This window comes from Terribacillus aidingensis, assembly GCF_040703035.1.
Classification (GTDB): Bacteria; Bacillota; Bacilli; order Bacillales; family Amphibacillaceae; genus Terribacillus.
Map to the genome: position 1 here is coordinate 1,531,423 of NZ_CP159996.1, position 24,179 is coordinate 1,555,601.

At 45.1% G+C, this 24,179-nt stretch carries 22 protein-coding genes and 1 pseudogene; all 23 read left to right on the plus strand.

Annotated features, from left to right (window positions below; genetic code table 11):
* The first annotated feature begins 27 nt into the window (after window positions 1-27).
* The 23 genes and pseudogenes from pgsA (at window position 28) to ABXS78_RS08290 (ending at window position 24,175) form a co-directional block, all read left to right on the plus strand.
* A complete protein-coding gene (gene pgsA / locus ABXS78_RS08180; RefSeq protein WP_095223181.1) occupies window positions 28-606 on the plus strand; it encodes a CDP-diacylglycerol--glycerol-3-phosphate 3-phosphatidyltransferase in 579 nt (192 codons plus the stop codon).
* A gap of 1 nt (window position 607) precedes the next feature.
* Window positions 608-1,855, plus strand: coding sequence for a competence/damage-inducible protein A (locus ABXS78_RS08185; protein ID WP_366249643.1), 1,248 nt, complete (start codon window positions 608-610; stop codon window positions 1,853-1,855).
* A gap of 166 nt (window positions 1,856-2,021) precedes the next feature.
* A complete protein-coding gene (gene recA, locus ABXS78_RS08190; RefSeq protein ID WP_366249644.1) occupies window positions 2,022-3,065 on the plus strand; it encodes a recombinase RecA in 1,044 nt (347 codons plus the stop codon).
* A 217-nt stretch (window positions 3,066-3,282) separates the two neighbouring features.
* Window positions 3,283-4,845: a ribonuclease Y gene (gene rny, locus ABXS78_RS08195; RefSeq protein ID WP_095223184.1), complete on the plus strand. Its 1,563-nt coding sequence runs from the start codon at window positions 3,283-3,285 to the stop codon at window positions 4,843-4,845.
* Window positions 4,846-4,921: 76 nt separating this feature from the next.
* Window positions 4,922-5,719: a TIGR00282 family metallophosphoesterase gene (locus ABXS78_RS08200; protein WP_366249645.1), complete on the plus strand. Its 798-nt coding sequence runs from the start codon at window positions 4,922-4,924 to the stop codon at window positions 5,717-5,719.
* 155 nt (window positions 5,720-5,874) lie between these two features.
* A complete protein-coding gene (locus ABXS78_RS08205) occupies window positions 5,875-6,135 on the plus strand; it encodes a stage V sporulation protein S (RefSeq protein WP_093726526.1) in 261 nt (86 codons plus the stop codon).
* Between the two features lie 104 nt (window positions 6,136-6,239).
* On the plus strand, window positions 6,240-7,799 hold the full coding sequence (gene miaB, locus ABXS78_RS08210) for a tRNA (N6-isopentenyl adenosine(37)-C2)-methylthiotransferase MiaB (RefSeq protein ID WP_366249646.1): 1,560 nt from the start codon (window positions 6,240-6,242) through the stop codon (window positions 7,797-7,799).
* Window positions 7,799-8,161, plus strand: a complete 363-nt coding sequence (locus tag ABXS78_RS08215; protein ID WP_366249647.1) for a YlbF family regulator — start codon at window positions 7,799-7,801, stop codon at window positions 8,159-8,161. Before miaB ends, ABXS78_RS08215 begins: the two co-directional genes overlap by 1 nt.
* Before the next feature lie 183 nt (window positions 8,162-8,344).
* A complete protein-coding gene (locus ABXS78_RS08220; protein WP_366249648.1) occupies window positions 8,345-8,920 on the plus strand; it encodes an outer spore coat protein CotE in 576 nt (191 codons plus the stop codon).
* Between the two features lie 117 nt (window positions 8,921-9,037).
* Complete coding sequence (gene mutS / locus ABXS78_RS08225) at window positions 9,038-11,632, plus strand: DNA mismatch repair protein MutS (protein ID WP_366249649.1); 2,595 nt, start codon at window positions 9,038-9,040, stop codon at window positions 11,630-11,632.
* Window positions 11,633-11,644: 12 nt separating this feature from the next.
* A complete protein-coding gene (gene mutL / locus ABXS78_RS08230) occupies window positions 11,645-13,477 on the plus strand; it encodes a DNA mismatch repair endonuclease MutL (RefSeq protein ID WP_366249650.1) in 1,833 nt (610 codons plus the stop codon).
* A 109-nt stretch (window positions 13,478-13,586) separates the two neighbouring features.
* Window positions 13,587-13,982: pseudogene (locus tag ABXS78_RS08235) on the plus strand (M23 family metallopeptidase); the annotation flags it as partial.
* 54 nt (window positions 13,983-14,036) lie between these two features.
* Window positions 14,037-14,210, plus strand: coding sequence for a peptidoglycan-binding domain-containing protein (locus ABXS78_RS08240; protein WP_366249901.1), 174 nt, complete (start codon window positions 14,037-14,039; stop codon window positions 14,208-14,210).
* Between the two features lie 36 nt (window positions 14,211-14,246).
* Window positions 14,247-14,702 carry a ferritin-like domain-containing protein gene (locus ABXS78_RS08245; RefSeq protein ID WP_366249651.1) on the plus strand — a complete coding sequence of 152 codons (456 nt, stop codon included), beginning with the start codon at window positions 14,247-14,249 and terminating at the stop codon, window positions 14,700-14,702.
* Window positions 14,703-14,766: 64 nt separating this feature from the next.
* Window positions 14,767-15,717, plus strand: coding sequence for a tRNA (adenosine(37)-N6)-dimethylallyltransferase MiaA (gene miaA / locus ABXS78_RS08250; protein WP_366249652.1), 951 nt, complete (start codon window positions 14,767-14,769; stop codon window positions 15,715-15,717).
* A 41-nt stretch (window positions 15,718-15,758) separates the two neighbouring features.
* Window positions 15,759-15,992 (plus strand): RNA chaperone Hfq, encoded by a 234-nt coding sequence (hfq, locus tag ABXS78_RS08255; protein WP_038560416.1) that lies wholly within the window; start codon window positions 15,759-15,761, stop codon window positions 15,990-15,992.
* Between the two features lie 142 nt (window positions 15,993-16,134).
* Entirely contained in the window at window positions 16,135-17,055 is a 921-nt protein-coding gene (locus ABXS78_RS08260; protein WP_141234149.1) for an AAA family ATPase, read from the plus strand.
* 112 nt (window positions 17,056-17,167) lie between these two features.
* Window positions 17,168-18,808 (plus strand): spore germination protein, encoded by a 1,641-nt coding sequence (locus ABXS78_RS08265; protein WP_366249653.1) that lies wholly within the window; start codon window positions 17,168-17,170, stop codon window positions 18,806-18,808.
* A 12-nt stretch (window positions 18,809-18,820) separates the two neighbouring features.
* Entirely contained in the window at window positions 18,821-19,933 is a 1,113-nt protein-coding gene (locus ABXS78_RS08270; protein WP_366249654.1) for a GerAB/ArcD/ProY family transporter, read from the plus strand.
* Complete coding sequence (locus ABXS78_RS08275) at window positions 19,905-21,050, plus strand: Ger(x)C family spore germination protein (RefSeq protein WP_366249655.1); 1,146 nt, start codon at window positions 19,905-19,907, stop codon at window positions 21,048-21,050. Before ABXS78_RS08270 ends, ABXS78_RS08275 begins: the two co-directional genes overlap by 29 nt.
* A 143-nt stretch (window positions 21,051-21,193) precedes the next feature.
* Entirely contained in the window at window positions 21,194-22,435 is a 1,242-nt protein-coding gene (gene hflX, locus ABXS78_RS08280) for a GTPase HflX (protein WP_366249656.1), read from the plus strand.
* Entirely contained in the window at window positions 22,432-23,685 is a 1,254-nt protein-coding gene (locus ABXS78_RS08285; RefSeq protein WP_366249657.1) for a methionine gamma-lyase family protein, read from the plus strand. Before hflX ends, ABXS78_RS08285 begins: the two co-directional genes overlap by 4 nt.
* 97 nt (window positions 23,686-23,782) lie before the next feature.
* Complete coding sequence (locus ABXS78_RS08290; protein ID WP_095223197.1) at window positions 23,783-24,175, plus strand: MerR family transcriptional regulator; 393 nt, start codon at window positions 23,783-23,785, stop codon at window positions 24,173-24,175.
* Window positions 24,176-24,179: the final 4 nt, after the last annotated feature.

Below are 24,179 nucleotides of genomic sequence, written 5' to 3' on the forward strand. Positions count from 1 at the left end.
TTATCTGTACATACATAGGAGGCAGACATGAATATACCTAATAAAATTACTTTATCCCGAATTTTCCTGATCCCGATTTTCATTATCCTGCTGGCAGTTCCATTTGATTGGGGAACAATCGATATTGGTGACACAACACTCCCAGTGAACCATTTGGCTGGGGCGATTTTATTCATCATTGCATCATGTACGGACTGGGTGGATGGTTACTATGCCCGCAAATATAATCTGGTAACGAATCTTGGGAAATTCCTTGATCCACTAGCAGATAAGCTACTTGTTTCAGCTGCGCTCATTTTACTGGTACAATTAGACTTAGCGCCGGCTTGGATCACAATCGTCATCATCAGCCGTGAATTTGCTGTTACAGGATTGCGTCTTGTTGCCGCAGGTGAAGGTCTTGTAATGGCAGCTGGTAAAATGGGTAAGCAGAAAACGGCGGTTCAAATTGTTGCTATCAGCGCATTGCTGCTGCATAATTGGCCTTTTTCATATCTCGGTTTTCCGTTTGCTACGATTTGCCTGTATCTTGCACTGATTCTGACGGTCGTGTCCGGAGTCGACTACTTTGTTAGAAACTGGAGTGTCATGAAGGAGTCGAAATAAAATGAAGCAAATCAATGCAGAAGTGATAGCTGTAGGAACAGAGATTCTCATAGGTCAAATCAACAATACGAATGCACAATGGATTTCCAAGCTACTGGCTGATAACGGAATCAACGTATTTTATCACCACGTAGTAGGCGATAACCTTGCTCGTGTGCAATCGTCCTTCGCAAAAGCGCAGCGTGATGCAGACCTGGTGCTCGTAACCGGCGGACTTGGCCCGACAGAGGATGACCTGACAAGGGAAGCCTTTCAGCTCATATCCGGCCTTGAGATGCATGAAGACAAAGTTTCCATGGATCGTATCAAAGAGTTCTTTGTTAAACGAGGCCGTACGATGTCTCCGAACAACCATAAGCAAGCCCGTGTGTTTGAAGGTGCAAAAGTACTGGAAAATACAGTCGGTATGGCGCCAGGCATGCTTGTAGAGCATGATGGAGTGATATGGGCGTTTATGCCAGGTGTTCCTCGTGAAATGAAGCAGATCATGTCTGATCATGTTATGCCTTATGTTCGTGAGAAATATCAGCTTCAATCTGTGTTGCAGTCCCGCTTGCTTCATTTCATCGGAATTGGGGAATCACAGCTTGAAACGGACTTGCTTGATTTGATCCAAGTACAGGAAAATCCAACGATTGCAACGTATGCCTCTGAAGGGGAAGTTGCTGTGCGGCTTACAGCCCGTGCAGAAACGAAGGAAGAAGCTGACCGTTTGATCGATGTCATTGAAAAAGAAGTAATGGAGCGCGTCGGTCAATACTTTTACGGCTATGATGAAACATCTGTTCAGCAGCAAGTGTTCGAGCTGCTGAAGAAACGGCAGTTTACATTGGCCAGTGCAGAAAGCCTGACAGGCGGACTGTTCGCGGATGCCCTCGTTTCCTTGAGCGGCGCTTCCGAGGTCTTCCTTGGCAGCTTTGTCACGTATGCACCTAGTATGAAACAGCACGTACTTGGCGTGAAGGAGGAAACGATTCAGAAGGAAGGCACTGTAAGTGAGCAATGTGCCATTGAAATGGCCGAAAATGCAGTGCGCCTTACGGGAGCCGATATCGGTATCAGTTTCACTGGTGTTGCTGGCCCGGATAGTTCCGAAGGCAAGGAGCCTGGAACTGTCTTTATCAGCCTTCATGAAAAAGGCAAACAGACACGTACTACGGAGCTCTCCATTCGGAGCTCGCGTCAAGGTGTACGGGCGCAAGCGGTGAAGAAAGGCTTCGATATGCTGTTCCATTATTTAAAATCGTGATTTGACACTTGTTTGAAGCGGATAAATGTTCTTTTTACCTGAATGAATTGTCTTTATTGGTGTGTTCGGGAGAAATAAAAAAAGGGAACATTTATTCGCTTTTTGCTTGTTATATCTCAAAAAACAAGTTAGAATAGATATAGATAATCCAAAGGAGGAAATACATTTGAGTGAACGTAAACAAGCCCTTGATATGGCTTTGAGACAAATAGAGAAACAATTCGGGAAAGGTTCCATTATGAAACTAGGCGAAAGAGCAGAACAGAAGGTTTCTACTGTTTCCAGCGGCTCTCTTGCCCTTGATATCGCACTTGGTGTAGGCGGATATCCTAAAGGCCGTGTTATCGAGATTTATGGACCTGAATCCTCTGGTAAAACAACTGTTGCCTTGCATGCAATTGCAGAAGCACAGCGCAATGGCGGACAAGCAGCTTTCATAGATGCAGAGCATGCGCTTGATCCAGTCTATGCACAGAAGCTAGGCGTCAATATCGACGAGCTTTTGCTTTCTCAGCCAGATACAGGAGAACAAGCATTGGAAATCGCCGAGGCGCTTGTACGAAGCGGAGCGGTTGACATCGTCGTTATCGACTCAGTAGCAGCCCTTGTACCGAAAGCAGAGATCGAAGGGGAAATGGGAGATGCTCACGTTGGTTTGCAGGCTCGTTTGATGTCTCAGGCACTTCGTAAATTGTCCGGAGCAATCAACAAGTCCAAAACGACTGCCATCTTCATCAACCAGATTCGTGAGAAAGTCGGCGTAATGTTCGGTAACCCGGAAACAACACCTGGTGGACGCGCACTTAAATTCTATTCCTCTGTCCGTTTGGAAGTACGCCGTGCAGAGACTCTTAAGCAAGGCAATGACATGGTCGGTAACAAAACGAGAATTAAAGTAGTGAAAAATAAAGTAGCTCCGCCTTTCAAACAAGCGGAAGTAGATATTATGTACGGAGAAGGGATTTCCAGAGAAGGGGAACTCATCGATATCGCAAGCGACTTGGATATTGTTCAGAAAAGCGGAGCGTGGTACTCCTATAATGAGGAGCGTCTTGGCCAAGGACGTGAAAATGCGAAGCAGTTCCTGAAAGAGAACCCGGAAATTGCTACAACAATTCAGATGACTGTTCGCGACCACTACAACTTAGATGCAGATAAGAAGCTGCCGGAAGAGGCGCTGTCAGAAGAACAGGAATCATTGGATATGTAAGAAAGAGCCTTCGGTTACAGCCGGAGGCTTTTTATATAGGATAATCTGCTAGTACTTTCCATGTTTTCTTGACAACATGCGAACACAGGATTAAAATTGATTTGTATAATTCTCTTTTTTATTATACTTCTCAAAGGTTACCATAGTTTTTTTATGAAAAACATTGTGCATGCCGACAGACATGTTTGTACAATTTCATAGCAGGGGAGGTGAAATCATGGAACTATTTTACCTAATCATCTCCATTTTGCTTGCTCTAATCGTCGGTGGTGTTGTTGGTTATCTTGTTCGCAAATCTATTGCTGAGAAAAAGATCTCCAGTGCGGAGGAATTGGCGAAGCAAATAGTAGAAGAAGGCCATCGCAATGCGGAAACGTCTAAGAAGGAAGCACTTCTCGAAGCGAAGGATGAGAACTTCCAGCTGCGTCAGCAGACGGAGCAGGAATTACGTGAGCGTCGTCTTGAACTGCAGAAGCAGGAAAACCGTCTGATGCAGAAAGAAGAGAATCTGGACCGTAAAAGCGATACGCTTGATAAGCGTGAAGTTACGTTAGAGAAAAAGGAACAATTATTAGCTGAAAAACAACAACAAATTGAAGAATTGGAAAGCAAAGTGGAAGTCTTGGTGAAAGAACAGCAGCTCGAACTGGAGCGGATTTCCGGCTATACGTCTGATGAAGCACGTCAAATCGTGCTGGATAAAGTCGAGAAGGAAGTTGCCTTCGATGCAGCTGTCATGATCAAAGATGCGGAACATCGTGCCAAGGATGAGGCCGATAAGAAAGCGAAGAGCATTCTTTCCCTTGCACTTCAGCGCTGCGCAGCCGATCACGTTGCGGAAACGACTGTATCAGTCGTGAACTTGCCGAATGACGAGATGAAAGGACGCATTATCGGACGGGAAGGCCGTAACATTCGTACGTTAGAAACGCTTACAGGAATTGATCTGATCATTGATGATACACCTGAAGCGGTCATCCTGTCCGGTTTTGATCCTGTCCGTCGTGAGATCGCACGAATCGCACTCGAGAAACTTGTCCAGGATGGACGTATCCACCCAGCTCGTATCGAGGAAATGGTGGAGAAATCCAGACGCGAAGTGGATGAGTATATTCGCGAGATAGGTGAGGAGACGACCTTCGAAGTTGGTGTACACGGTTTGCATCCGGATCTTGTTAAGATACTCGGAAGATTGAAGTATCGCACAAGTTACGGCCAGAACGTATTGAAGCACTCGACAGAAGTCGCTTACCTAGCAGGATTGCTGGCAGCTGAGCTTGGCGAGGACGTTACCTTGGCAAGACGTGCAGGTTTACTGCATGATATCGGTAAAGCAATCGACCACGAAGTCGAAGGCAGCCACGTTGAAATCGGGAAAGAACTCGCAATCAAATACAAAGAGCATCCGGTGGTCATCAACAGCATCGCTTCCCACCATGGGGATGAGGAAGCAACATCGATAATTGCAGTGCTTGTCGCTGCAGCAGATGCCCTTTCCGCAGCCCGTCCGGGAGCGAGAAGCGAGACACTGGAGAACTACATCAAGCGTCTGGAGAAACTGGAGGAGATCTCAGAATCCTTCCAGGGTGTGGAGAAATCCTTCGCAATTCAGGCTGGACGTGAGATTCGGATCATGGTTAAACCGGATGAAATCAACGACTTGGAATCCATCAAAGTCGCACGGGATATCCGGAAACGTATTGAAAGCGAGTTGGATTATCCAGGACATATTAAAGTCACGGTTATCCGGGAAACACGCGCAGTTGAATATGCAAAATAAGAAAGCGGCCCTGTGCCGCTTTTTTTAATGTTAAACTATATCTAGTACAAGTTGAGATGCAGAAAGGGATTTGATTATGAAGTTATTATTTATCGGAGATGTTGTCGGCGAGCCGGGACGTCAGATGGTGCAAGAATATTTACCGCGCTTGAAGCAGCGTTATCAGCCGCAGCTTACGATTATAAATGGAGAGAATAGTGCGGACGGTAAAGGTATCAATGAGCGGATTTATAAGCAGTTCCTTGAATGGGGAGCACAAGCGATCACCATGGGTAACCATACATGGGATAAGCGGGATATATTTGAATTCATCGATGATGCAAAGTACCTTGTCCGTCCATCAAATTTACCGCCAGGTACACCTGGTAAGGGGATTATTTATGTGAAGGTGAATCAGCATGAAGTAGCAATCATCAATTTGCTGGCAAGAACGTTCATGATGCCTGCAGATGATCCATTCCGTGAAGCTGATCGTCTCATTGAAGAGGCACGTAAACGGACGAATTTGATTTTCGTCGATTTCCACGGAGAAGCAACCAGTGAGAAGCAAGCTTTTGGATGGTATGTCGATGGACGTGTCAGTGCTGTTGTTGGTACCCACACACATACGCAGACAGCTGATGAACGTATATTACCTTCTGGGACAGCATATATTTCCGACGCCGGAATGACAGGGCCATATGAAGCGATCCTCGGGATGGAGCGGGAAGCAGTCATTAAAAGATTCCTTACAGGTCTCCCGGTACGTTTTGAAGTACCAAAAAAGGGTAAATCACAATTAAATGGAGTAGTAATCGATCTGGATCCGCAAACGGGGAAGGCTTCTTCCATCAAACGCATCCTGATTAATGATGACCACCCGTACATGGATTGATCTTTGCTGCTCCTTCACTAGGTCTTTTGTTTACAGTATGAACCAGGACAGGCCGTATCACTTTTTTCAGACATCGCCCGAAATGGGCATATCTACTATGTTGCAGAAATATAGTAAAAAGGAAAGTAGCCCAGTAAACGAAGGAGGTACCAGTGTTGGATATACTAAAAGTTTCAGCGAAATCCAATCCAAACTCAGTAGCAGGCGCACTTGCGAACGTATTAAGAGAACGTGGCTCAGCGGAAATCCAGGCAATCGGAGCAGGAGCACTCAATCAATCAGTGAAAGCTGTCGCCATTGCGAGAGGCTTTGTTGCCCCGAGTGGTGTTGATTTGGTTTGTATCCCGGCATTTACGGATATAATGATCGACAATGAAGAACGGACTGCCATCAAATTGATAGTAGAACCACGATAAGTCCCGCCAAAGGCGGGGCTTTTTTTATTTCCAATACTTGGACACAGCATCATGCATTGGTATACTGGAGACAAACGCAAGAATGAATGGGGGAGAAGGAATAAGTGAATGAAGAACAGCGTAAATCCGTGAGTTTGATAGCTGCAGAACAGTCCAAACAAGTTGAGAAGCCGCTGCATGAGAAGACTACAGACGATTTCGCGAAGTATTTCCAGACGACGTATCAGCCGCCGAATTTGAAGCAGGCGAAGAAGCGGCGCAGAGAAGATGTTACGTTCCATTATGATTTCACGATTCCCCCAGAAATGCAGGAAGCAGGTCTTGGAAAGAAGTTCCTCATCCGTACGTACGGATGCCAAATGAATGAACATGATACCGAAGTGATGGCTGGACTGTTCATGGAAATGGGGTATTCTCCGACAACTGAAACAAATGAGGCAGATGTGATCCTTCTCAATACTTGTGCCATACGAGAGAATGCTGAGAATAAAGTGTTCGGTGAGATTGGTCATCTGAAGCCATTGAAGCTGGAGAAGCCGGATTTGATTATCGGAGTATGCGGATGTATGTCCCAGGAGGAAGCAGTTGTAAACCGAATTTTGAATAAACATCATCATATTGATTTAATTTTTGGGACACACAATATCCACCGGCTTCCGCAGCTCTTGAAAGAAGCACAATTCAGCAAGGAAATGGTTTTGGAAGTATGGTCCAAAGAAGGCGATGTCATCGAGAACCTCCCAAAAGCACGAAAAGGAAAGATCAAGGCATGGGTCAATATCATGTATGGCTGCGATAAGTTCTGCACATATTGTATCGTCCCATACACGCGCGGTAAGGAGCGGAGCCGGCGTCCAGAGGATATCATCCAGGAAGTGCGACAGATGGCGGCTCAAGGATATCAGGAGATTACACTGCTGGGGCAGAATGTGAACGCATACGGTAAAGATTTGCCTGATCTTGATTTTGGCCTTGGGGATCTTATGAATGAGATCAGGAAGATTGATATACCGCGAGTGCGTTTCACGACTTCCCATCCACGGGACTTTGATGATAAACTAATAGAGGTACTAGCCCAAGGCGGGAATCTTCTTGATCACATACATTTGCCTGTTCAATCTGGGAGCAGTGACATACTCCGGCTAATGGCCCGGCGCTATACGAGGGAGGAGTACTTGACTCTTGTAGCGAAAATCAGACGTTCTATTCCAAATGTTACACTTACGACAGATATCATTGTCGGTTTTCCGAATGAGACCGAGGAGCAGTTTCAGGAAACATTAACTCTTGTAGAGGAAGTCGGTTTTGAGGCAGCATATACGTATATTTATTCTCCTCGTGAAGGAACACCTTCTGCCAAATGGGAGGATAATGTCCCTATGGAAGTGAAAAGAGAGCGCCTGCAGCGATTGAACAGAGTGATAGATGAACACGCTGCGAAGTCAATGCGCGCTTATGAAGGCAAGATCGTGCATGTGCTAGTCGAGGGGGAAAGCAAGCGGAACCCCGACGTGCTGGCTGGTTATACCGAGAAAAACAAGCTAGTCAATTTCCGAGGACCAAAGTCGGTGGTCGGCAAGATCGTACCAGTTCGGATAAAACAAGCCAAAACATGGTCACTTGATGGTGAATTAACAGAAACAACAGCGGAGGTACACATATAATGAGTTATTCCACCGAAGATATTCTCAGACAAGCTGAAGTATTGGCTGAAGACATGGGCAATCTGGATGAGATTGAACATTTTCACCAGCTTGAATCGAAGCTTAATGAGAACAAAAAGGTGCAAACATATATCAATCAAATTAAAATGAAGCAAAAGCAGGCTGTCAATTTGCAGGCTTATGGCAAACGGGAAGCCCAGCAGCAGATGGAAAAGGAAATTGATGATCTGCAAGAGAAGATCGACAGCATACCTGTCGTCCAGGAATTCAAAGAATCCCAGGTTATCACGAACCATATTCTGCAGAGCATCTCCCAAAATATCCAGCAGACGGTCTTTCAGGATGAAGAAACGGACAAATAAGTCCGTTTCTTTTTAATTTTTTTATCCTCTTGGGCTCGACAGTCGGCAAGATTCTATAACCTCTTTTTAGGCAGTTGCATAGAATGAAGGAGCGTCCAGCTGTGGTGGGAGATTGGATTTTTTCTGACACCATAGGTGAACACCCTGCATAACATGACTATGTAAAAAGAGGAGGTTTTTGCAATGGGTTTTCTAGAGCAGAATTACCGTGAGATCATTACGAAAGCGGTCATCGGCCGCGGACGTAAATTCAGCAAGAATATCGATCATATCCGACCGGAACACAAACCATCAAGCATTCTTGGCTGCTGGATCATCAACCACCGCTATCATGCAAAAAAGAAAGGCGATAAAGGGGTGGAAGTAGTCGGTTCCTATGATGTCAACGTTTGGTATTCGTACAATGATAATACGAAAACGCACGTTGTTTCGGAGAAAGTCGAGTATAAGGAATTGGTCAAATTAAGCATCAAAGACGAGAACTGTCTTGACGACGATTATGATGTTTATGCGAAAGCAATTCAGCAGCCGAACTGCCTGGAATGCAAAATCGTACAGCACGGACAGAAAATTTTCGTCGAAGTGGAGAAGGAATTCCTTGTGGAAGTTATCGGGGAAACGAAGCTTTGTGTAAAAGTAGATCCTGATGGCTGTCTAGTGGAGGATGTAGAAGAAGACTGGGATTACGAGCTGACGGAAGATGATTTCAAAGATGTAGATCCGGACTTCTTGGATAAAAAGGATGACGATGAAGACTGAACGAGAGCAGATGCTCTCGTTTTTTTTTGTTTTATTCAGAATGACACTGCAAGAAGAAACAGAGAAAATACCTGTGTTATAATAGGACTAATTGCAATGAAACAGGGGAGTAGGAAAATGGCAGGTTACACACCGATGATGCAGCAATATTTAAGAATAAAAGCCGACTATAAGGATGCATTCCTTTTCTTCCGGCTTGGGGATTTCTATGAGATGTTCTTCGATGATGCACTGAAAGCAACGAAAGAACTGGAAATCACTTTAACAAGTAAGAATGCAGGTGTTGAGGAGAAAGTGCCAATGTGCGGCGTTCCCTATCATTCGGCTGATAATTATATAAGAACACTTGTTTCGCGAGGCTATAAAGTAGCCATCTGTGAACAAGTGGAAGATCCGAAGACAGCCAAAGGGGTTGTAAAACGGGAAGTAGTCCAGCTGATCACACCGGGTACTGTCATGGAAAACGGTATGCTGGATGAAAAGGAGAATAATTACCTCGCGGCTGTACATGAAAACAGTGACCGTACATACAGTCTTGTCTATCATGACCTATCTACGGGAGAAAATCGGGCAGCATTGCTTGAAGGCGGCTTTGATAGTCTTTTAAGCGAGCTTTACAACCAGCCGGTACGAGAAATCGTTATTAGCGAAGAGCTGGATCAACAGCTGCAGGAAGCACTGCAGGTCCGCCTTGGTGTCACATTATCCTATCAAGATAATGTCAGTACAAGCACATCTCATGAAAAACTTACTGGAAACGTGACCGATGTAAGATTACTAGATTGCTTCAGTATGCTGTTAAACTATGTGGAACGAACTCAAAAACGGGGCTTGGATCATTTGAAGCCGCTTCAAGTAATGGAGCTTAAACACTTCATGACGCTGGATATGTATTCAAAGCGCAATTTAGAGCTTACAGAGACGATTTTGAAGAAAGGCAAACACGGAAGCCTTTTATGGGTGCTCGATGACACAGTTACAGCAATGGGAGCACGGATGCTGAAGAAATGGCTGGAGCGGCCGTTGCTTCAAAAAGAAGCGATAACTAAGCGTCAGGATTTAGTCCAAGCATTTCTCGATCACTTCTTCGAACGTGATACAATCCGACAGCACTTACAATCTGTTTATGATATCGAGAGACTTTCCGGCCGGGTTGCTTTCGGTAATGTCAATGCCAGAGATCTTCTGCAGCTGAAACGCACTTTGGAGAAACTGCCTGAATTGAAGCAGGTCTTGTCAGGTTTCGAGGAAGAAGAAGTTCAGCAAATGGGCAGGGAGCTTAATCCATTGCCGGAGCTGAGCGAGTATCTTGAGAAAAGCTTGCACGAAGATGCACCGATCGGTGTGCGAGAAGGCGGTATCTTGAAGGACGGTTTCCATGAACAGCTTGATACGTACCGGGATGCTTCAAGAAACGGAAAGCAATGGATTGCAGCGCTGGAACAGCGTGAGCGTGAGGAAACTGGCATCAAATCGCTTAAAGTCGGCTATAACAAAGTATTCGGCTATTATATCGAAGTGACCCGGGCGAATTTGCACCTGCTGCCTGAAGGGAAATACGAGCGCAAACAAACGCTCAGTAACGCAGAACGCTTCATCACGCCGGAATTGAAGGAAAAAGAAGCGCTCATCCTGGAAGCGCAGGAAAAGAGCGTGGAACTTGAGTATAACTTGTTCATGGAAATTCGGGATCATGTCAAAACGTACATCCCTGCTCTTCAGCTGCTTGCAGATCAAATCAGTCAACTGGATGTGCTGCAAAGCTTCGCAGAAGTGAGTGAAAAGCAGCGATATGCTCGTCCGACATTCAATGGTGATCGGTCCGTGGCAATTACAGAAGGGCGTCATCCGGTCATTGAAAAAGTAATGAAAACAGGGCAGTTCGTACCAAATGATGTGCAGATGGGAAATGCATCTGATATCCTGCTGATCACTGGTCCGAATATGAGTGGTAAAAGTACTTATATGCGCCAAGTGGCATTGACAAGCATCATGGCACAAATCGGCTGCTTCGTTCCATGTGAAGCTGCTGATCTCCCGCTGTTTGATCAAATTTTCACTCGTATCGGTGCAGCAGATGATCTTGTGTCTGGTCAGAGTACATTTATGGTCGAAATGCTGGAGTCGAGGCATGCCTTGGAGCACGCCACTGATAGGAGCCTTATTCTGCTGGATGAAATCGGCAGAGGGACTAGCACATATGATGGAATGGCATTGGCGCAAGCCATCATTGAGTATGTTCATAACAATATCCATGCCAAGACATTATTCTCTACACATTATCATGAGCTTACGAGTCTTGAAGAGGACCTGGATAAACTCCGAAATGTCCACGTACGGGCAGAAGAACATGATGGCAATGTTGTCTTCCTCCATCAAATCCGTGAAGGGGCGGCAGATGAAAGCTATGGCATTCACGTTGCGAAATTGGCTAAGCTGCCGGAAAGTCTCATTCAGCGTGCATCCTATATTCTCCGCGAGCTGGAGGGACAGGAAGAAAAGCCGGCTGTAAGCCAACCGACAACACAAGAGCAGGAGGAAATCCAGCTATCATTCTTCTCAGAGCCTGAACCTGAAAAGAAAAAAACGAAACAAGACGATAAGAACGATAAAGTGATAGCGGAGCTCACATCAATCAATTTGATGGAACAAACACCGCTTGAAGCAATGAATCTATTATATAAATTGCAGCAAATGGCAACAAAAAAGTAAGGAGGTTCCCAAATGGCGATTCAATTGATGCCGGATGATTTAGCAAATAAGATTGCAGCGGGTGAAGTGGTCGAGCGACCGGCTTCGGTCGTCAAGGAACTTGTAGAAAACAGTATCGATGCAGGAAGTACAGTCATCAAGGTGGCAGTCCAGGAAGCAGGGCTCACAGAGATCAATATTGTTGACAATGGAGATGGCATGGAGCCAGATGATGTGGAACGGGCATTTTTCCGTCACGCCACAAGTAAGATACGGAATGAGCATGATTTGTTCCATGTCCGCACACTTGGGTTTAGGGGGGAAGCATTGGCCAGTATTGCAGCGGTAAGCCAGCTTGAAATCAAGACGAGCACAGGCGAGAATGCTGGTGTGAAGCTTGTGATGGAAGGCGGTACAATCAAAGAAAGAGGCAAATGCGACGCGCGTAAAGGAACCGAAATGACAGTACGGCATTTGTTCTTCAATACACCGGCCCGCCTGAAGTATATGAAAACCATTCATACCGAACTTGGCCATGTATCAGAAGTAATCAACCGGCTTGCACTTGCTCATCCGGAGATTCGTTTTGAACTGACCCATAACGATAAACCAATGTTCCAGTCATCCGGCCGAGGAGATATGCTGCAGATTGCTGCTCAGATTTATGGTAACTCAGTAGCGAAAAAAATGGTCCGAGCATCACACGAAACATTGGATTATAAGCTGGAAGTTTTCGCTGCCAAACCAGAAATAAATCGTGCGTCACGTCAGTATGTATCGTTTATCGTCAATGGCAGGTACATTCGTAATCCAGTCTTGGCGAAAGCGGTTATGCAGGCATACCATACGCTGCTGCCTATCGGCAGATTCCCTCTCGCCGTTATTTCTATCGAGATGGATCCCGTTCTTGTTGACGTCAATGTGCATCCAGCTAAGCTGGAAGTACGTTTCAGCAAAGAAAAGGAATTATTTGATGCTGTGGAGCAGCTTGTCGGAAAGGCGCTTCGCCAGCAGCGGCTCATCCCTGAAGCTGTCGCACCTAAACAGAAAAAGATACAAGATAAAAGTGAACAGCAAAGTTTCACTTTCTTTGAAAATAAGCCAGTCAAGGAACCGGAAGCCGAACAGGAGCAATGGTTCTTTGACAAAGTGAAAGAAACAGTCCCTCCTATCATCGAGGAGCAGAAGCGGGATCCTGAACCTGTGATATTCAATGATTCATCTCCTGATATAGTGCAGGAACAGGAGTATGTACCAGCAGAGAAAGAAAGTGAGCCGGAATATGCGGTACCGGCTATGTATCCGATTGGTCAGCACCATGGTACGTATATTCTTGCAGAAAATGAAGAAGGACTTTTTCTCATTGATCAGCATGCTGCCCAGGAACGAATCAAATATGAATATTACCGGGAAAAAATCGGCGAAGTGGAAAAGGAACTGCAGGAGCTGCTCATTCCGCTTACGTTTGATTTCACCCAGCAGGAATCATTGATCGTCGAACAACATAAGACGGAGCTAGAGGCGGTCGGGTTGTTCTTTGAATCGTTCGGCGGACATACGTATATCGTTCGTTCCCATCCACAATGGTTCCCGAAAGGCTTTGAAGAGGAAATCATTCGGGAGATCGTCGAACAAGTGATGCAGGAAAGTAAAGTAGACATCCGGAAGTTGCGGGAAGAGGCAGCTATCATGATGTCCTGCAAGCGATCCATTAAAGCAAATCATCATCTGAATTATGATGATATGTTTCATCTATTGGAAGAGCTACGCACATCACAGGATCCGTTTACCTGTCCGCATGGGCGACCAATTATAATCCGTTTTACTTCCTATGAGCTGGAGAAGCTTTTCAAAAGAGTACAATAGGCGCAGGCAACTGCGCCTTTTTTGCTTGTCTAGGTGTTCACCGCTCCGTCAGTCATGGAGCCTGCTTATACTATCCTGTAACCCTAAAATGACAGGAAGGAGGATTCGTATGGCATTATTTATCAAACCGACGGCAGGCAGGCTGACAAACGGCTTCCGAGGTGCGGGATCGGATCATAATGGTGTCGACTGGGCCCAGTCTGGAACGGTGCGTATTGCCGCGGCGGCTGCAGGGACTGTCAGCCGGTCATATGTATCTACATCATATGGAGAAGTTGTCTTTATTGTGCACCAGTTGAATGGTCAGACGTATGAAACAGTATATGCGCACATGCGTTCCGGATCCCGGCAAGTTCGTACTGGTGATACTGTCAGACAAGGACAATTCATCGGCTATATGGGTAACACAGGTGATTCCTCTGGTCAGCATCTGCATTTTGAATTGCATAGAGGCAGATGGAATGAGGAAAAATCCAATGCGGTCAATCCGCTTAATTATATCGGTACAGCAGCAAGCAGTGGACAGCAAACGGCGAGTGTCAGATACCCTGGAAGCTATATTCGGACAGGATCCCGAGGAGAAAATGTTCGCCGCATCCAACGGGCGCTGGGCGTGACAGCAGACGGGATTTTTGGACCGAATACAAGGCAGGCTGTCATCAATTACCAGCGAAATAACGGACTTGGTGTGGATGGCATTGTTGGTCAGGAAACCTGGAATAAATTGTTCTGATTTTGGGCATGCTGACAGCCAGAGGAGGCGTTAGCCATGCACAATCAACATCTTGTAGATTTTCTTAACCAGCAGATAGCCAATGTGAGTGTGCTGCACGTAAAACTGCAGCGATACCATTGGTATGCAAAAGGTCCATACGGCTATGTAATTGAGCAATATACCGAGGCTTTGCACGAACAGCTGGATGATATAAAGAAATGCTTAGGTAAGCGAGTGCTTGCCATCGGCGGCAGACCAATTGCGGTCATGAGTAAATTCCTGCAGGAAGCGACTATCAAGGAAGCGCAGGCCGATGATGAAGATTATGAGGTAGTCAAGACAATGCGTCATGATTACAGCCAGCTGGCACAAGAAATAAAAATCACAGGCATACCGCTTGCGAAGAGGCAGGAAGATGATGCGACCGCTGGTTTGCTTGTTGATATCCTTGGCAGGCTGGAATACGAGGCGATCCGCTTGTCGAAATATCTTATTGATGCCGATCGATAAGCTGTGCGTGGCGCGCACGGCTTTTCGTTTATCTTTCTTTGCAGTGTTATGCTAAACTAATGACATGTTAAAGAAGGAGAATGACATGGACAAGCAGAAAGTAATCGTCGTTGTCGGACCTACAGGTGTCGGCAAGACCCAGCTGAGTATCGAAATTGCCAAGAAATATGGCGGCGAGATCATCAGCGGCGATTCCATGCAGATTTACAGAAGCATGGATATTGGAACCGCAAAAGCAACCAAAGAAGAACAGCAAGGAATTCCGCACCATTTGATCGATATCCGTGAACCGGATGAAAATTATTCAGCTGCTGATTTTCAAGCCGATGTAGAGGCTTGTGTTCAAGATATTGCAAGCCGAGGAAAACTGCCTATCATCGCAGGCGGGACCGGCTTATACATACAGGCTGCTCTTTATGCTTATGATTTTTCAAAAGCAAAACGAGATGACAGCTATCAGCAGAAGCTCGAGCAGGAAGCACAAACCCACGGCCAGCTTCACTTGCACAAACAGCTGCAGGCAGTTGACCCAGTGCAAGCGGAGCGCATCCACCCGAATAATGTCCGCCGCGTCATCCGGGCGCTGGAAATATTCCACCGTACCGGCAAAAGAATGAGTGATCACGAAGAAACCGAGCTGGCTGCTCGCTATGACGCTGCAATAATTGGGTTGGAAATGGACCGGGATCTTCTATATGAACAAATCAATCTGCGGGTGGATAAAATGCTTGCTGAAGGCTTGCTGGATGAAGTGAAAGGCCTGGTCGAACGCGGAATCCGGGATTCCCAATCCATGCGGGCAATCGGCTATAAGGAGTTTATTCCTTATCTGGAAGGGAAAATGGAATGGGAAGATACGGTTTCCCAGCTGAAGCAAAATAGTCGCAGGTATGCAAAACGGCAGTATACGTGGTTCCGCAATAAAATGGATGTGGACTGGTATACAATCACACCTGCAACAAAAAATGAAAAATTTAGAATTATTTTAGAAGAACTTGCAGGAAAGCTGGAATAAAGGTAGAAATAGGAACCGTATAGAAATTAGGAGGGGAATAGATGTCTCAATCTGTTAATATCCAAGACCAATATCTGAATCAGCTACGTAAAGAACGTATGCAAGTCACAGTCTTCCTCACGAATGGCTTTCAAATCCGAGGTACGGTGAAGGCTTTTGACAATTTCACTGTATTGTTTGAAACGGAAGGCAGACAGCAATTAATCTTCAAACATGCGATTTCCACATTCTCCCCAGTAAAGAATGTATCGCTGGATTATAAAGAACAGAGCTAAGTCGAAGCGGGCGCCATATGGCGCTCGTTTTGTTTTGTGGTTGTAAAGCGTACGGCTGCTGAATAAAGTAGAAAAAGACCATTGGGCATTTGTCACGGCCTACCTGTCTTGAGCGTAGACTACAGCAGTGAGGGGTGATCATGTGGAAGCTCAAGTTACGAATGCAAAAGGGAAAATCAATATCGTCCTCAAAAACAGACAGCAGGAGACGGAGCAGCTGCAAAGTGGAACTGTTAAGCGCGATATCGATCCATTCCGTCATATCGACCAAGAATTCTCCGCCTTCATTGGAATGGAAAAGCTCAAAAAAACTATCAAAGAGATTTATGCGAATGTCCATATCAGCGGAAAACGGGAAGCGGCGGGCTTAAAACAAGAAAAGCAAGTGCTGCATATGCTGTTTGAAGGTAACCCCGGTACTGGGAAAACAACAGTAGCCCGTAAGCTTGCATCTGTCTTCCACGACATGAACGTGTTGGATAAAGGTCATTTCATCGAGGCGGAAAGAGCGGATTTAGTTGGGGAATATATTGGACATACTGCTCAGAAAACGCGCGCGCTCGTCCAGCGGGCCATGGGCGGGATCCTGTTTATAGACGAGGCCTATTCGCTGGCCCGCGGCGGAGAAAAAGACTTTGGAAAAGAAGCGATTGATACACTTGTAAAACATATGGAGGATGCCTCCAACCGCTTCATACTTATCCTTGCGGGCTATCCAAGGGAAATGGGTCACTTCATGAGCTTGAATCCAGGTTTGCGATCACGATTCCCTATTCAGCTCGAATTCCCTGATTATAAGTCCGAACAGCTTATGGATATCGCAAAAGGAATGCTTGCTGAAAAAGAGTACCAGCTGACAAAAGAAGCAGAATGGAAGCTTAAAGAAATCATCGTACAGCAAAAAGCTAAACGGACAGCAGATTTTTCGAACGCCCGGTTTGTGCGGAATATCATAGAAAAAGCAATTCGAATGCAAGCAGTTCGTCTTGTACGTCAAGATCACCATCTGTCGACCGAAGAACTGATGAAAGTGACTGTCGCTGATTTGACTCAAGAGGAATGACAGGTACAAAGAAGCTCGAGTGTGTAATGCACTTAGAGCTTTTTTTATGTTGTAAACGTTATTGTATAGCAGTATTTCACTGGGGCACCATACTAAGCAAGGAGTGCACATTATGGGAAATATACTGGATTTTATTGTTCAAAGAGATGTTTGGTTAGGAACAATTATAGTTGTCTTGGTTCCAATTTTGCTGACCTTGCTAAGCAATAAGCTGAAAGAGCTTCGAAAAAAGCCATATACACGTACAGAGCAGCATTTCATGCCGGATAATTTTTCGCTGTCTACAAAATTATCCGTCAATCTGAAAGAGCTGAAAACAATTGTCGGTGACAGCTCTGATATTATTTATCGCCAGTTCAAACTGGGAAAGGATAATCGCAGCTCTGCTATCGTCCTAATTGATGGATTGGTTGATCAGCAGTTGCTGCAGCAATCCATTATGCATCCGCTGCTGCACGCCAAGCAGTCAAAATCAGGGCTGAATCTATTTAAAAGTGAAAGCATAAAGGATTATCTGCTGGATCATGCGATTGAGGTCAGTGATGTGAAAGCGATGAATGACTCCAATCAATTTGTCCGACAGCTTCTGTCGGGGTCTGTACTGCTTTTTGTTGATGGGCTGGATGAAGTTCTGGTTCTTAGCGTGAAAAAATGGCTTTCAAGGAGTTTGAATGAACCGATCACTGAAGCACTTGTTAGGGGACCGCGTTTAAGTTTTATAGAAAATATTAGGGATAATACGGCTATGCTGCGAAGAATGACGACAGACCCAAACTTGACCTTCAAAGACTTTGAGGTAGGGGAGCGGACGAAAAGGCAGCTCACCGTTGTGTATGTGAAGGACATTGCCAATGAAGAGTTGTTGGAAAACGTAAATAATCGAATTCAAAATATGGATATTGATCATGTGGCTGAATCAGGATATATTGAACAGCTAATCGAGGATGACTATCTATCCATCTTTCCGCAAGTACAATCAACAGAGCGTCCGGATCGAGTGATGGGGGCGATCTTGGAGGGGAGGGTTGCCATTTTGCTTGACGGTACCTCCTATGCTTTGATAGTACCGGCAACCTTCTCCACGATGATGCAGTCACCAGAGGATTACTACGAGCGCTGGCTTCCAATGTCGCTCATTCGGATGCTGCGGTATGTAGCGGCATTTCTCAGTATTTTCCTGCCGTCTTTTTATATTGCATTCGTCTCGTTTCATCAAGGATTAATACCTACTGATTTAGCGTTGGCAATAGCCGGAACACGGGTGGGCGTTCCTTTTCCAACGATCATTGAAGCACTCTTAATGGAAATATCTATTGAATTGTTAAGGGAAGCAGGTCTTAGGCTTCCTCGGCCTGTAGGACAAACTGTCGGTTTGGTGGGCGCATTGATCATCGGGGAAGCAGCGGTACAAGCTGGTTTAGTCAGTCCGATTATGGTCATTGTCGTTGCTGCCACAGCCATAGCTTCCTTTGTCTCCCCGCATTACGCAGCAGGCATTGCACAGAGAGCACTCCGATTCATTGCTATGTTTTCGGCCGCTTTTCTCGGACTATATGGGATCAGTTTGTTCTTTTTATCGCTATGTGTCCATGCGGTCAAGCTTCGGAGCTTTGGTGTACCATTTGTTACGCCGGGTACACTTTACAGTAAAGACGACTGGAAGGATTTCTTTTTCCGTATGCCTCTGTTTACCATGAGAAATCGACCTACTGAATATTTTCCGAAGGATCGGGTCAGAAGGAAGAAATATTAGGAGTTGCAGCATATGAAAATGGGAACGACACGGATTACGACGATACAAATGGTTGCGTTGCTTTCTTCAACCTTAATTGCTGTAGGTATTTTTACACTTCCAAGAAATTTAGCAATGGAAGTGGGGACACCGGATTTGTGGGTTTGTGTAGTGCTAGGCGGTATATGTGCTTATTTATCTTGTCTTATCATTGTGTCCCTAAGCCTTCGTTTTGAACGCCTTACATTTTTCGAATTCAACAAGCTGATTGTCGGGAAGTGGCTCGGAACAACTCTTAGCTTTAGTTTTATTGGCTACTCACTAATGATTGGTGCGTTTGAAATCCGTTCTATGGGCGAACTGACACAATTTTATCTGTTAGAGGAGACACCAATCTGTGTCATCATGATTTGCATGTACTGGATTGCATTTTACTTGCTGATAGGGGGCATCAATCCAATAGCGCGGTTGATCGAGTTATTGACCCCTGTTTGCTTGGTTGTATTCATATTGGTGTTTTGTCTTGGTTTTAAAGTCTTTGAATTAAATAATTTGAGACCAATATTTGGTCTTGGCCTAACACCTGTATTAAAAGGTATAACCCCGACATTCCTTACGTTCAGTGGATTAGAGTTTTTACTCGTTTTCATTGCTATGATGCAAAAACCGAAACAGGCAAAAAAAGTTGTATTGATCGGATTGGGAATACCTGTATCTATTTATTTGTTGGCGGTAATCATCATTACAGGGGGATTATCCGTTGAAAGAATGAAGCATCAGAAATGGCCCACTTTTGCCCTTATTCAAGAATATGAATTCGAGGGTATACTGTTTGAACGCTTTGATGCTTTATTTTTAGTCGTTTGGCTTATTCAGATGTTTACGACATATGTTATCTGTCAATATGTTGCCGCAAAAGGTATATCTACGTTGACACGACTTTCATATAAAAAAGCAAACTTTATACTTTTGGCTGCAGTTTATCTTATTTGTTTGATTCCTCAGGATTTAAATCAACTGGAGAAGATGGGGACGATTATCGGCTGGACAAGCTTTGCTTTTTCCTTCATCGTGCCATCCATACTTTTTTTACTTGCAGCAGTAAGGAGGCTGAGGCATGTTGATGTGGAAAAAAACAATACGTAAGTTCTGTATCTGTCTATTCTCTCTCATATTCCTTTGCGGCTGTTGGGACAGCGCAGATATTGAAGACATGTCGTTTGTAATCGGTCTTGGGATTGATAACAGCGAAAATGAAAAGAATTCGATCAAACATACCACGCAGATTGCCGTCACGAAGAAAAAAGGAGAACAGGGAACAGCGCCGCAGGGAAAGATGTATCAAAACGTGATGCTTGAAGGTAGATCGATCCAGGATATCTTACGTAATATTTCTCTTCAGCTTCCGTACCCCGTATACACGGACCATTTGGAATGTATCATCATAACTGAAAAAGCGGCGAGCAAGTATGATTTATCTATTCTACTCGACCAGATGCTGCGTGATAATGTCACTCGTTTGAGCCCAACAGTCGTTCTTAGCAAGCAGCAAGCCAGTGACGTGTTAAACACAAATATAGAAGGTGAGATACCTGGCAGTTACATCAGCAGTATTTTCGAGAATAAAACAAGCACGCTGAAAATTCTCCCGGAAGTACGTTTAGGAAAGGTGGCTGCTAATCTCGCGTCTCAAACCAGCTTTTTGCTGCCAAATATAGAAAAACAAAAAAATACGCTGAAAGTGGACGGGGCTGGGGTAATTAAAGGAAAAGAAAGGAAATTTATCGGTTTCTTGTCAGTGGAAGAGGTAGAGGGGGTAAACTGGCTGACTGGGGAAGGGAAAGCTGGTTTACTGGAATTTGAGGATGAAAAAAAAAATACTATTGTTTATGAGGTACAAAATTATAGGACAAAGGTGAAGCCGAATTTTCAAAATGGGAACCTGTCTTTCCTGGTGCAAATTAAAGCGGAGGGGTGGATAACAGAAGATTGGTCTAAAGTAGCGCACAATTTGACAGAAAGTTATGTGAAAGATCTGGAGCAACTGGGAGCAAATAAAGTCAAAAGGTTATCGGAAAAAACGCTAAAAAAACTTCAGCAGGATTATAAGACTGATGTTGTGAATTTTTCTGAAAGTTTCAGAATCGCCTATCCAAGAGAATATCTGAAAATAAAAAAGGATTGGGATAATTATTTTGCTGAAGCAGATGTGGAGTACGATGTTAGGGTGAAGATTGTCAATACTGGTGATGTAGTGAAATAGTATAAGTCTTCAGATTTGATGCATAATCGGCTATATAATGTAACTAACACCTAATTTAATATTCCATCTTAGAAGCTTTCGCATAAAGCGAAGGCTTTTTCCTTGTCTGATAGGGTATAATGACATATAGAAAGGGTGACAGTATGGAACGTGTATTATTGATGGCAGTCCATCACCAAAATCAAACATTAGAGCGATTCCAATCCTCGCTTGATGAATTAGAAGCATTAACAGAGACGGCAGGAGGCGAAGTGGCAGGGATTGTCACGCAGAAACGGGAACGCCTGCATCCTGGTACATATTTTGGATCAGGGAAGCTGGAGGAACTTGCTGAGCTAGTGGAGCAGGAAGAGCCGCTTCTGGTCATATCAAACGACGAATTGTCTCCAGGACAATTAAAAAATATCAGCAACCGAATTGGGGTTCGGGTCATCGACCGGAGTCAGCTAATTCTCGATATATTCGCAACACGTGCACATACCCGTGAAGGTAAACTGCAGGTGGAATTGGCACAGATGCAATATTTGCTGCCTAGACTATATGGACAAGGTACAGAAATGAGCCGGCTTGGAGCTGGTATCGGAACAAGAGGACCTGGTGAGACGAAACTGGAAACCGACAGACGGCATATCCGCCGCCGAATCGATGAAATCAAGCAGCAGCTGAAAGCTGTCGTTTCGCACCGCTCCCGTTACCGGGAACGACGAAAAGCGAATCAGGCTTTTCAAGTTGCCTTGGTCGGCTATACAAATGCCGGTAAATCGACAATCTTCAACCGGGTGACTGGAAACGACAGTCTGGAGCAGGACCAGCTGTTCGCTACGCTTGATCCAATGACGCGCCGTATGCGCCTTCCATCCGGTTTTCAAGCGCTGCTCACGGATACGGTTGGTTTTATCCAGGACCTTCCGACAGCTCTTATCGCCGCTTTCCGTTCAACACTGGAGGAAGTGACAGAAGCTGATTTTATCATTCATATGGTCAATAGCGCGCATCCAGATCATGAACAGCAGCAGGCGACTGTGCTGAAGCTGCTCCATGAACTCGGAGCTGATCATTTGCCGATTTTGACAGTTTACAACAAAGCAGATTTGCTAACAGAGGATTTCATTGCTAGTGCACATCCATATGTCCAGATCTCTGCATTCAAAGAAGAAGACCGCAGACTTGTAATGGATAAGGTACAGGAAATGATCCAGGAAGCAAGTGAATTTTATGATACAATCGTACCTGCCGCTGGCGGCCGTCTGTTAGACAAGCTTGCGCAGGAGACGATTTTAACAAAAAGGAATTACAACGAGGAAATGGATGCCTATGAAGTGAGCGGGTATGTATTGCCAAATCATCCACTTTTCCATCAGTTGAAAGGAAAGAATGAAGCATGATAAACGAAACAGCAAGAAGAACAGAAGAAGAAACAAGCGCCGAGCGCGCTGGAATAGATTCCATCGTAGAAAAGAATCAGAAACGAGTGATGGATGCATTCCGCAATCAGCGCGTAAGTGACAGTCATTTCAATCCCACAACGGGTTATGGATATGATGACTTTGGTCGGGAGACCCTTGAAAAGGTTTACGCAGAAGTGTTCGGCGGAGAGGATGCACTTGTGCGTCCTCAGATCGTTTCAGGTACACACGCGATAACTACTGCATTATTCGGTGTTTTGCGTCCTGGTGATCAATTGCTTTATATTACCGGAAAGCCATATGACACACTGGAAGGCGTCATTGGAAACCGAGAAGAAGATACAGGGTCATTAAAGGATTTCGGTGTCACATACGATGCGGTTGATCTGACGGAGGATGGTGCAATCGACTATCCAGCTGTGGCAGATAAGCTTTCTGAGAAGACGAAGGTGGTGGCGATCCAGCGTTCCAAAGGATATGCCGACCGGCCTTCTTTTTCTGTTACAGAAATCGGTGAAATGGTTTCTTTCGTAAAAGGGAAGTATCCAGATGCTATCGTTTTCGTCGATAACTGCTATGGAGAATTCGCCGAAACAGAGGAGCCGCTCCATGTTGGTGCGGATTTGATTGCCGGATCACTAATCAAGAATCCAGGCGGCGGTATCGTACGTGCGGGAGGCTATATTGCCGGCCGGACTGATTTGATCGAGTTATGTGCCAACCGTTTGACTGCGCCAGGGCTCGGAAAAGAAACAGGAGCATCACTTGGCATGCTACAGGAGCTGTTCCAAGGATTCTTTCTGGCACCGCATGTTGTTGGGGAGGCGTTAAAAGGAGCCGTCTTTACATCAAGATTTCTTGAGCTTCTCGGCTTTTCGACTTCACCGAAATTCAACAGCAAACGCGTCGATTTGATTCAATCAGTGAACTTCCACTCGGCAGATCAGATGATTGCCTTCTGTCAGGCAATTCAGCATGCATCACCTGTCAACGCTCATGTGACGCCGCATGCAGCACCGATGCCGGGATATGAAAGTGATGTCATCATGGCAGCCGGAACCTTCATCCAAGGAGCCAGCCTGGAATTAACAGCAGATGGACCGATCCGCCCGCCATATACGGCTTTTGTCCAGGGCGGTTTGACTTATGCCCATGTGAAGCTCGCTATTATGGATGCAGCTCAAAATCTATTAGAAAAAGGCTTGATATCAACTAATCAAGCATACTAAAAATTTTCATGTCAACTAAGCTAACACGTGTTGACATTTAAAATTACCTACGTTTATAATAGACGTAGAGTACATAAGGAAAGGGGATGGACGATAAATGAGTGACATGAATCGCCGATCTATGCCCTTGTTCTCTATTGGTATTGTAAAATCACTTACTGCATTAACAGCGAGACAAATCCGTTATTATGAAGACAACGGACTGATTTTCCCAGCAAGAACAGAAGGCAATCAGCGTCTTTTCTCATTCAATGATGTGGATCGACTGCTGGAAATCAAGGAATTGATCGATAAAGGAATCAACCTTGCCGGAATCAAGCAAATGCTGCCATACAGAGAAAAACCGACAGCAGAAATGCTTGAAACACCGATCGAACCGGAAATCTCTGATAAAGCATTAAGACAGATGCTGCGTCAGGAACTGATGGATACCGGGCGATTAGGCAAAGCTTCGTTACGTCAGGGAGAGTTATCACGATTCTTCCATTAATAGA

Bases quoted from the DNA above. Each gene is read 5' to 3' on its own strand.
- rny (WP_095223184.1), top strand. From the start codon at position 3,283: ATGGAACTATTTTACCTAATCATCTCCATTTTGCTTGCTCTAATCGTC.
- ABXS78_RS08245 (WP_366249651.1), top strand. From the start codon at position 14,247: ATGCACAATCAACATCTTGTAGATTTTCTTAACCAGCAGATAGCCAAT.
- ABXS78_RS08285 (WP_366249657.1), top strand. From the start codon at position 22,432: ATGATAAACGAAACAGCAAGAAGAACAGAAGAAGAAACAAGCGCCGAG.
- ABXS78_RS08270 (WP_366249654.1), top strand. From the start codon at position 18,821: ATGAAAATGGGAACGACACGGATTACGACGATACAAATGGTTGCGTTG.
- hfq (WP_038560416.1), top strand. From the start codon at position 15,759: ATGTCTCAATCTGTTAATATCCAAGACCAATATCTGAATCAGCTACGT.
- hflX (WP_366249656.1), top strand. From the start codon at position 21,194: ATGGAACGTGTATTATTGATGGCAGTCCATCACCAAAATCAAACATTA.
- ABXS78_RS08185 (WP_366249643.1), top strand. From the start codon at position 608: ATGAAGCAAATCAATGCAGAAGTGATAGCTGTAGGAACAGAGATTCTC.
- miaA (WP_366249652.1), top strand. From the start codon at position 14,767: ATGTTAAAGAAGGAGAATGACATGGACAAGCAGAAAGTAATCGTCGTT.
- mutL (WP_366249650.1), top strand. From the start codon at position 11,645: ATGGCGATTCAATTGATGCCGGATGATTTAGCAAATAAGATTGCAGCG.
- pgsA (WP_095223181.1), top strand. From the start codon at position 28: ATGAATATACCTAATAAAATTACTTTATCCCGAATTTTCCTGATCCCG.
- ABXS78_RS08275 (WP_366249655.1), top strand. From the start codon at position 19,905: ATGTTGATGTGGAAAAAAACAATACGTAAGTTCTGTATCTGTCTATTC.
- mutS (WP_366249649.1), top strand. From the start codon at position 9,038: ATGGCAGGTTACACACCGATGATGCAGCAATATTTAAGAATAAAAGCC.
- ABXS78_RS08290 (WP_095223197.1), top strand. From the start codon at position 23,783: ATGAGTGACATGAATCGCCGATCTATGCCCTTGTTCTCTATTGGTATT.
- ABXS78_RS08265 (WP_366249653.1), top strand. From the start codon at position 17,168: ATGGGAAATATACTGGATTTTATTGTTCAAAGAGATGTTTGGTTAGGA.
- ABXS78_RS08200 (WP_366249645.1), top strand. From the start codon at position 4,922: ATGAAGTTATTATTTATCGGAGATGTTGTCGGCGAGCCGGGACGTCAG.
- ABXS78_RS08220 (WP_366249648.1), top strand. From the start codon at position 8,345: ATGGGTTTTCTAGAGCAGAATTACCGTGAGATCATTACGAAAGCGGTC.
- ABXS78_RS08215 (WP_366249647.1), top strand. From the start codon at position 7,799: ATGAGTTATTCCACCGAAGATATTCTCAGACAAGCTGAAGTATTGGCT.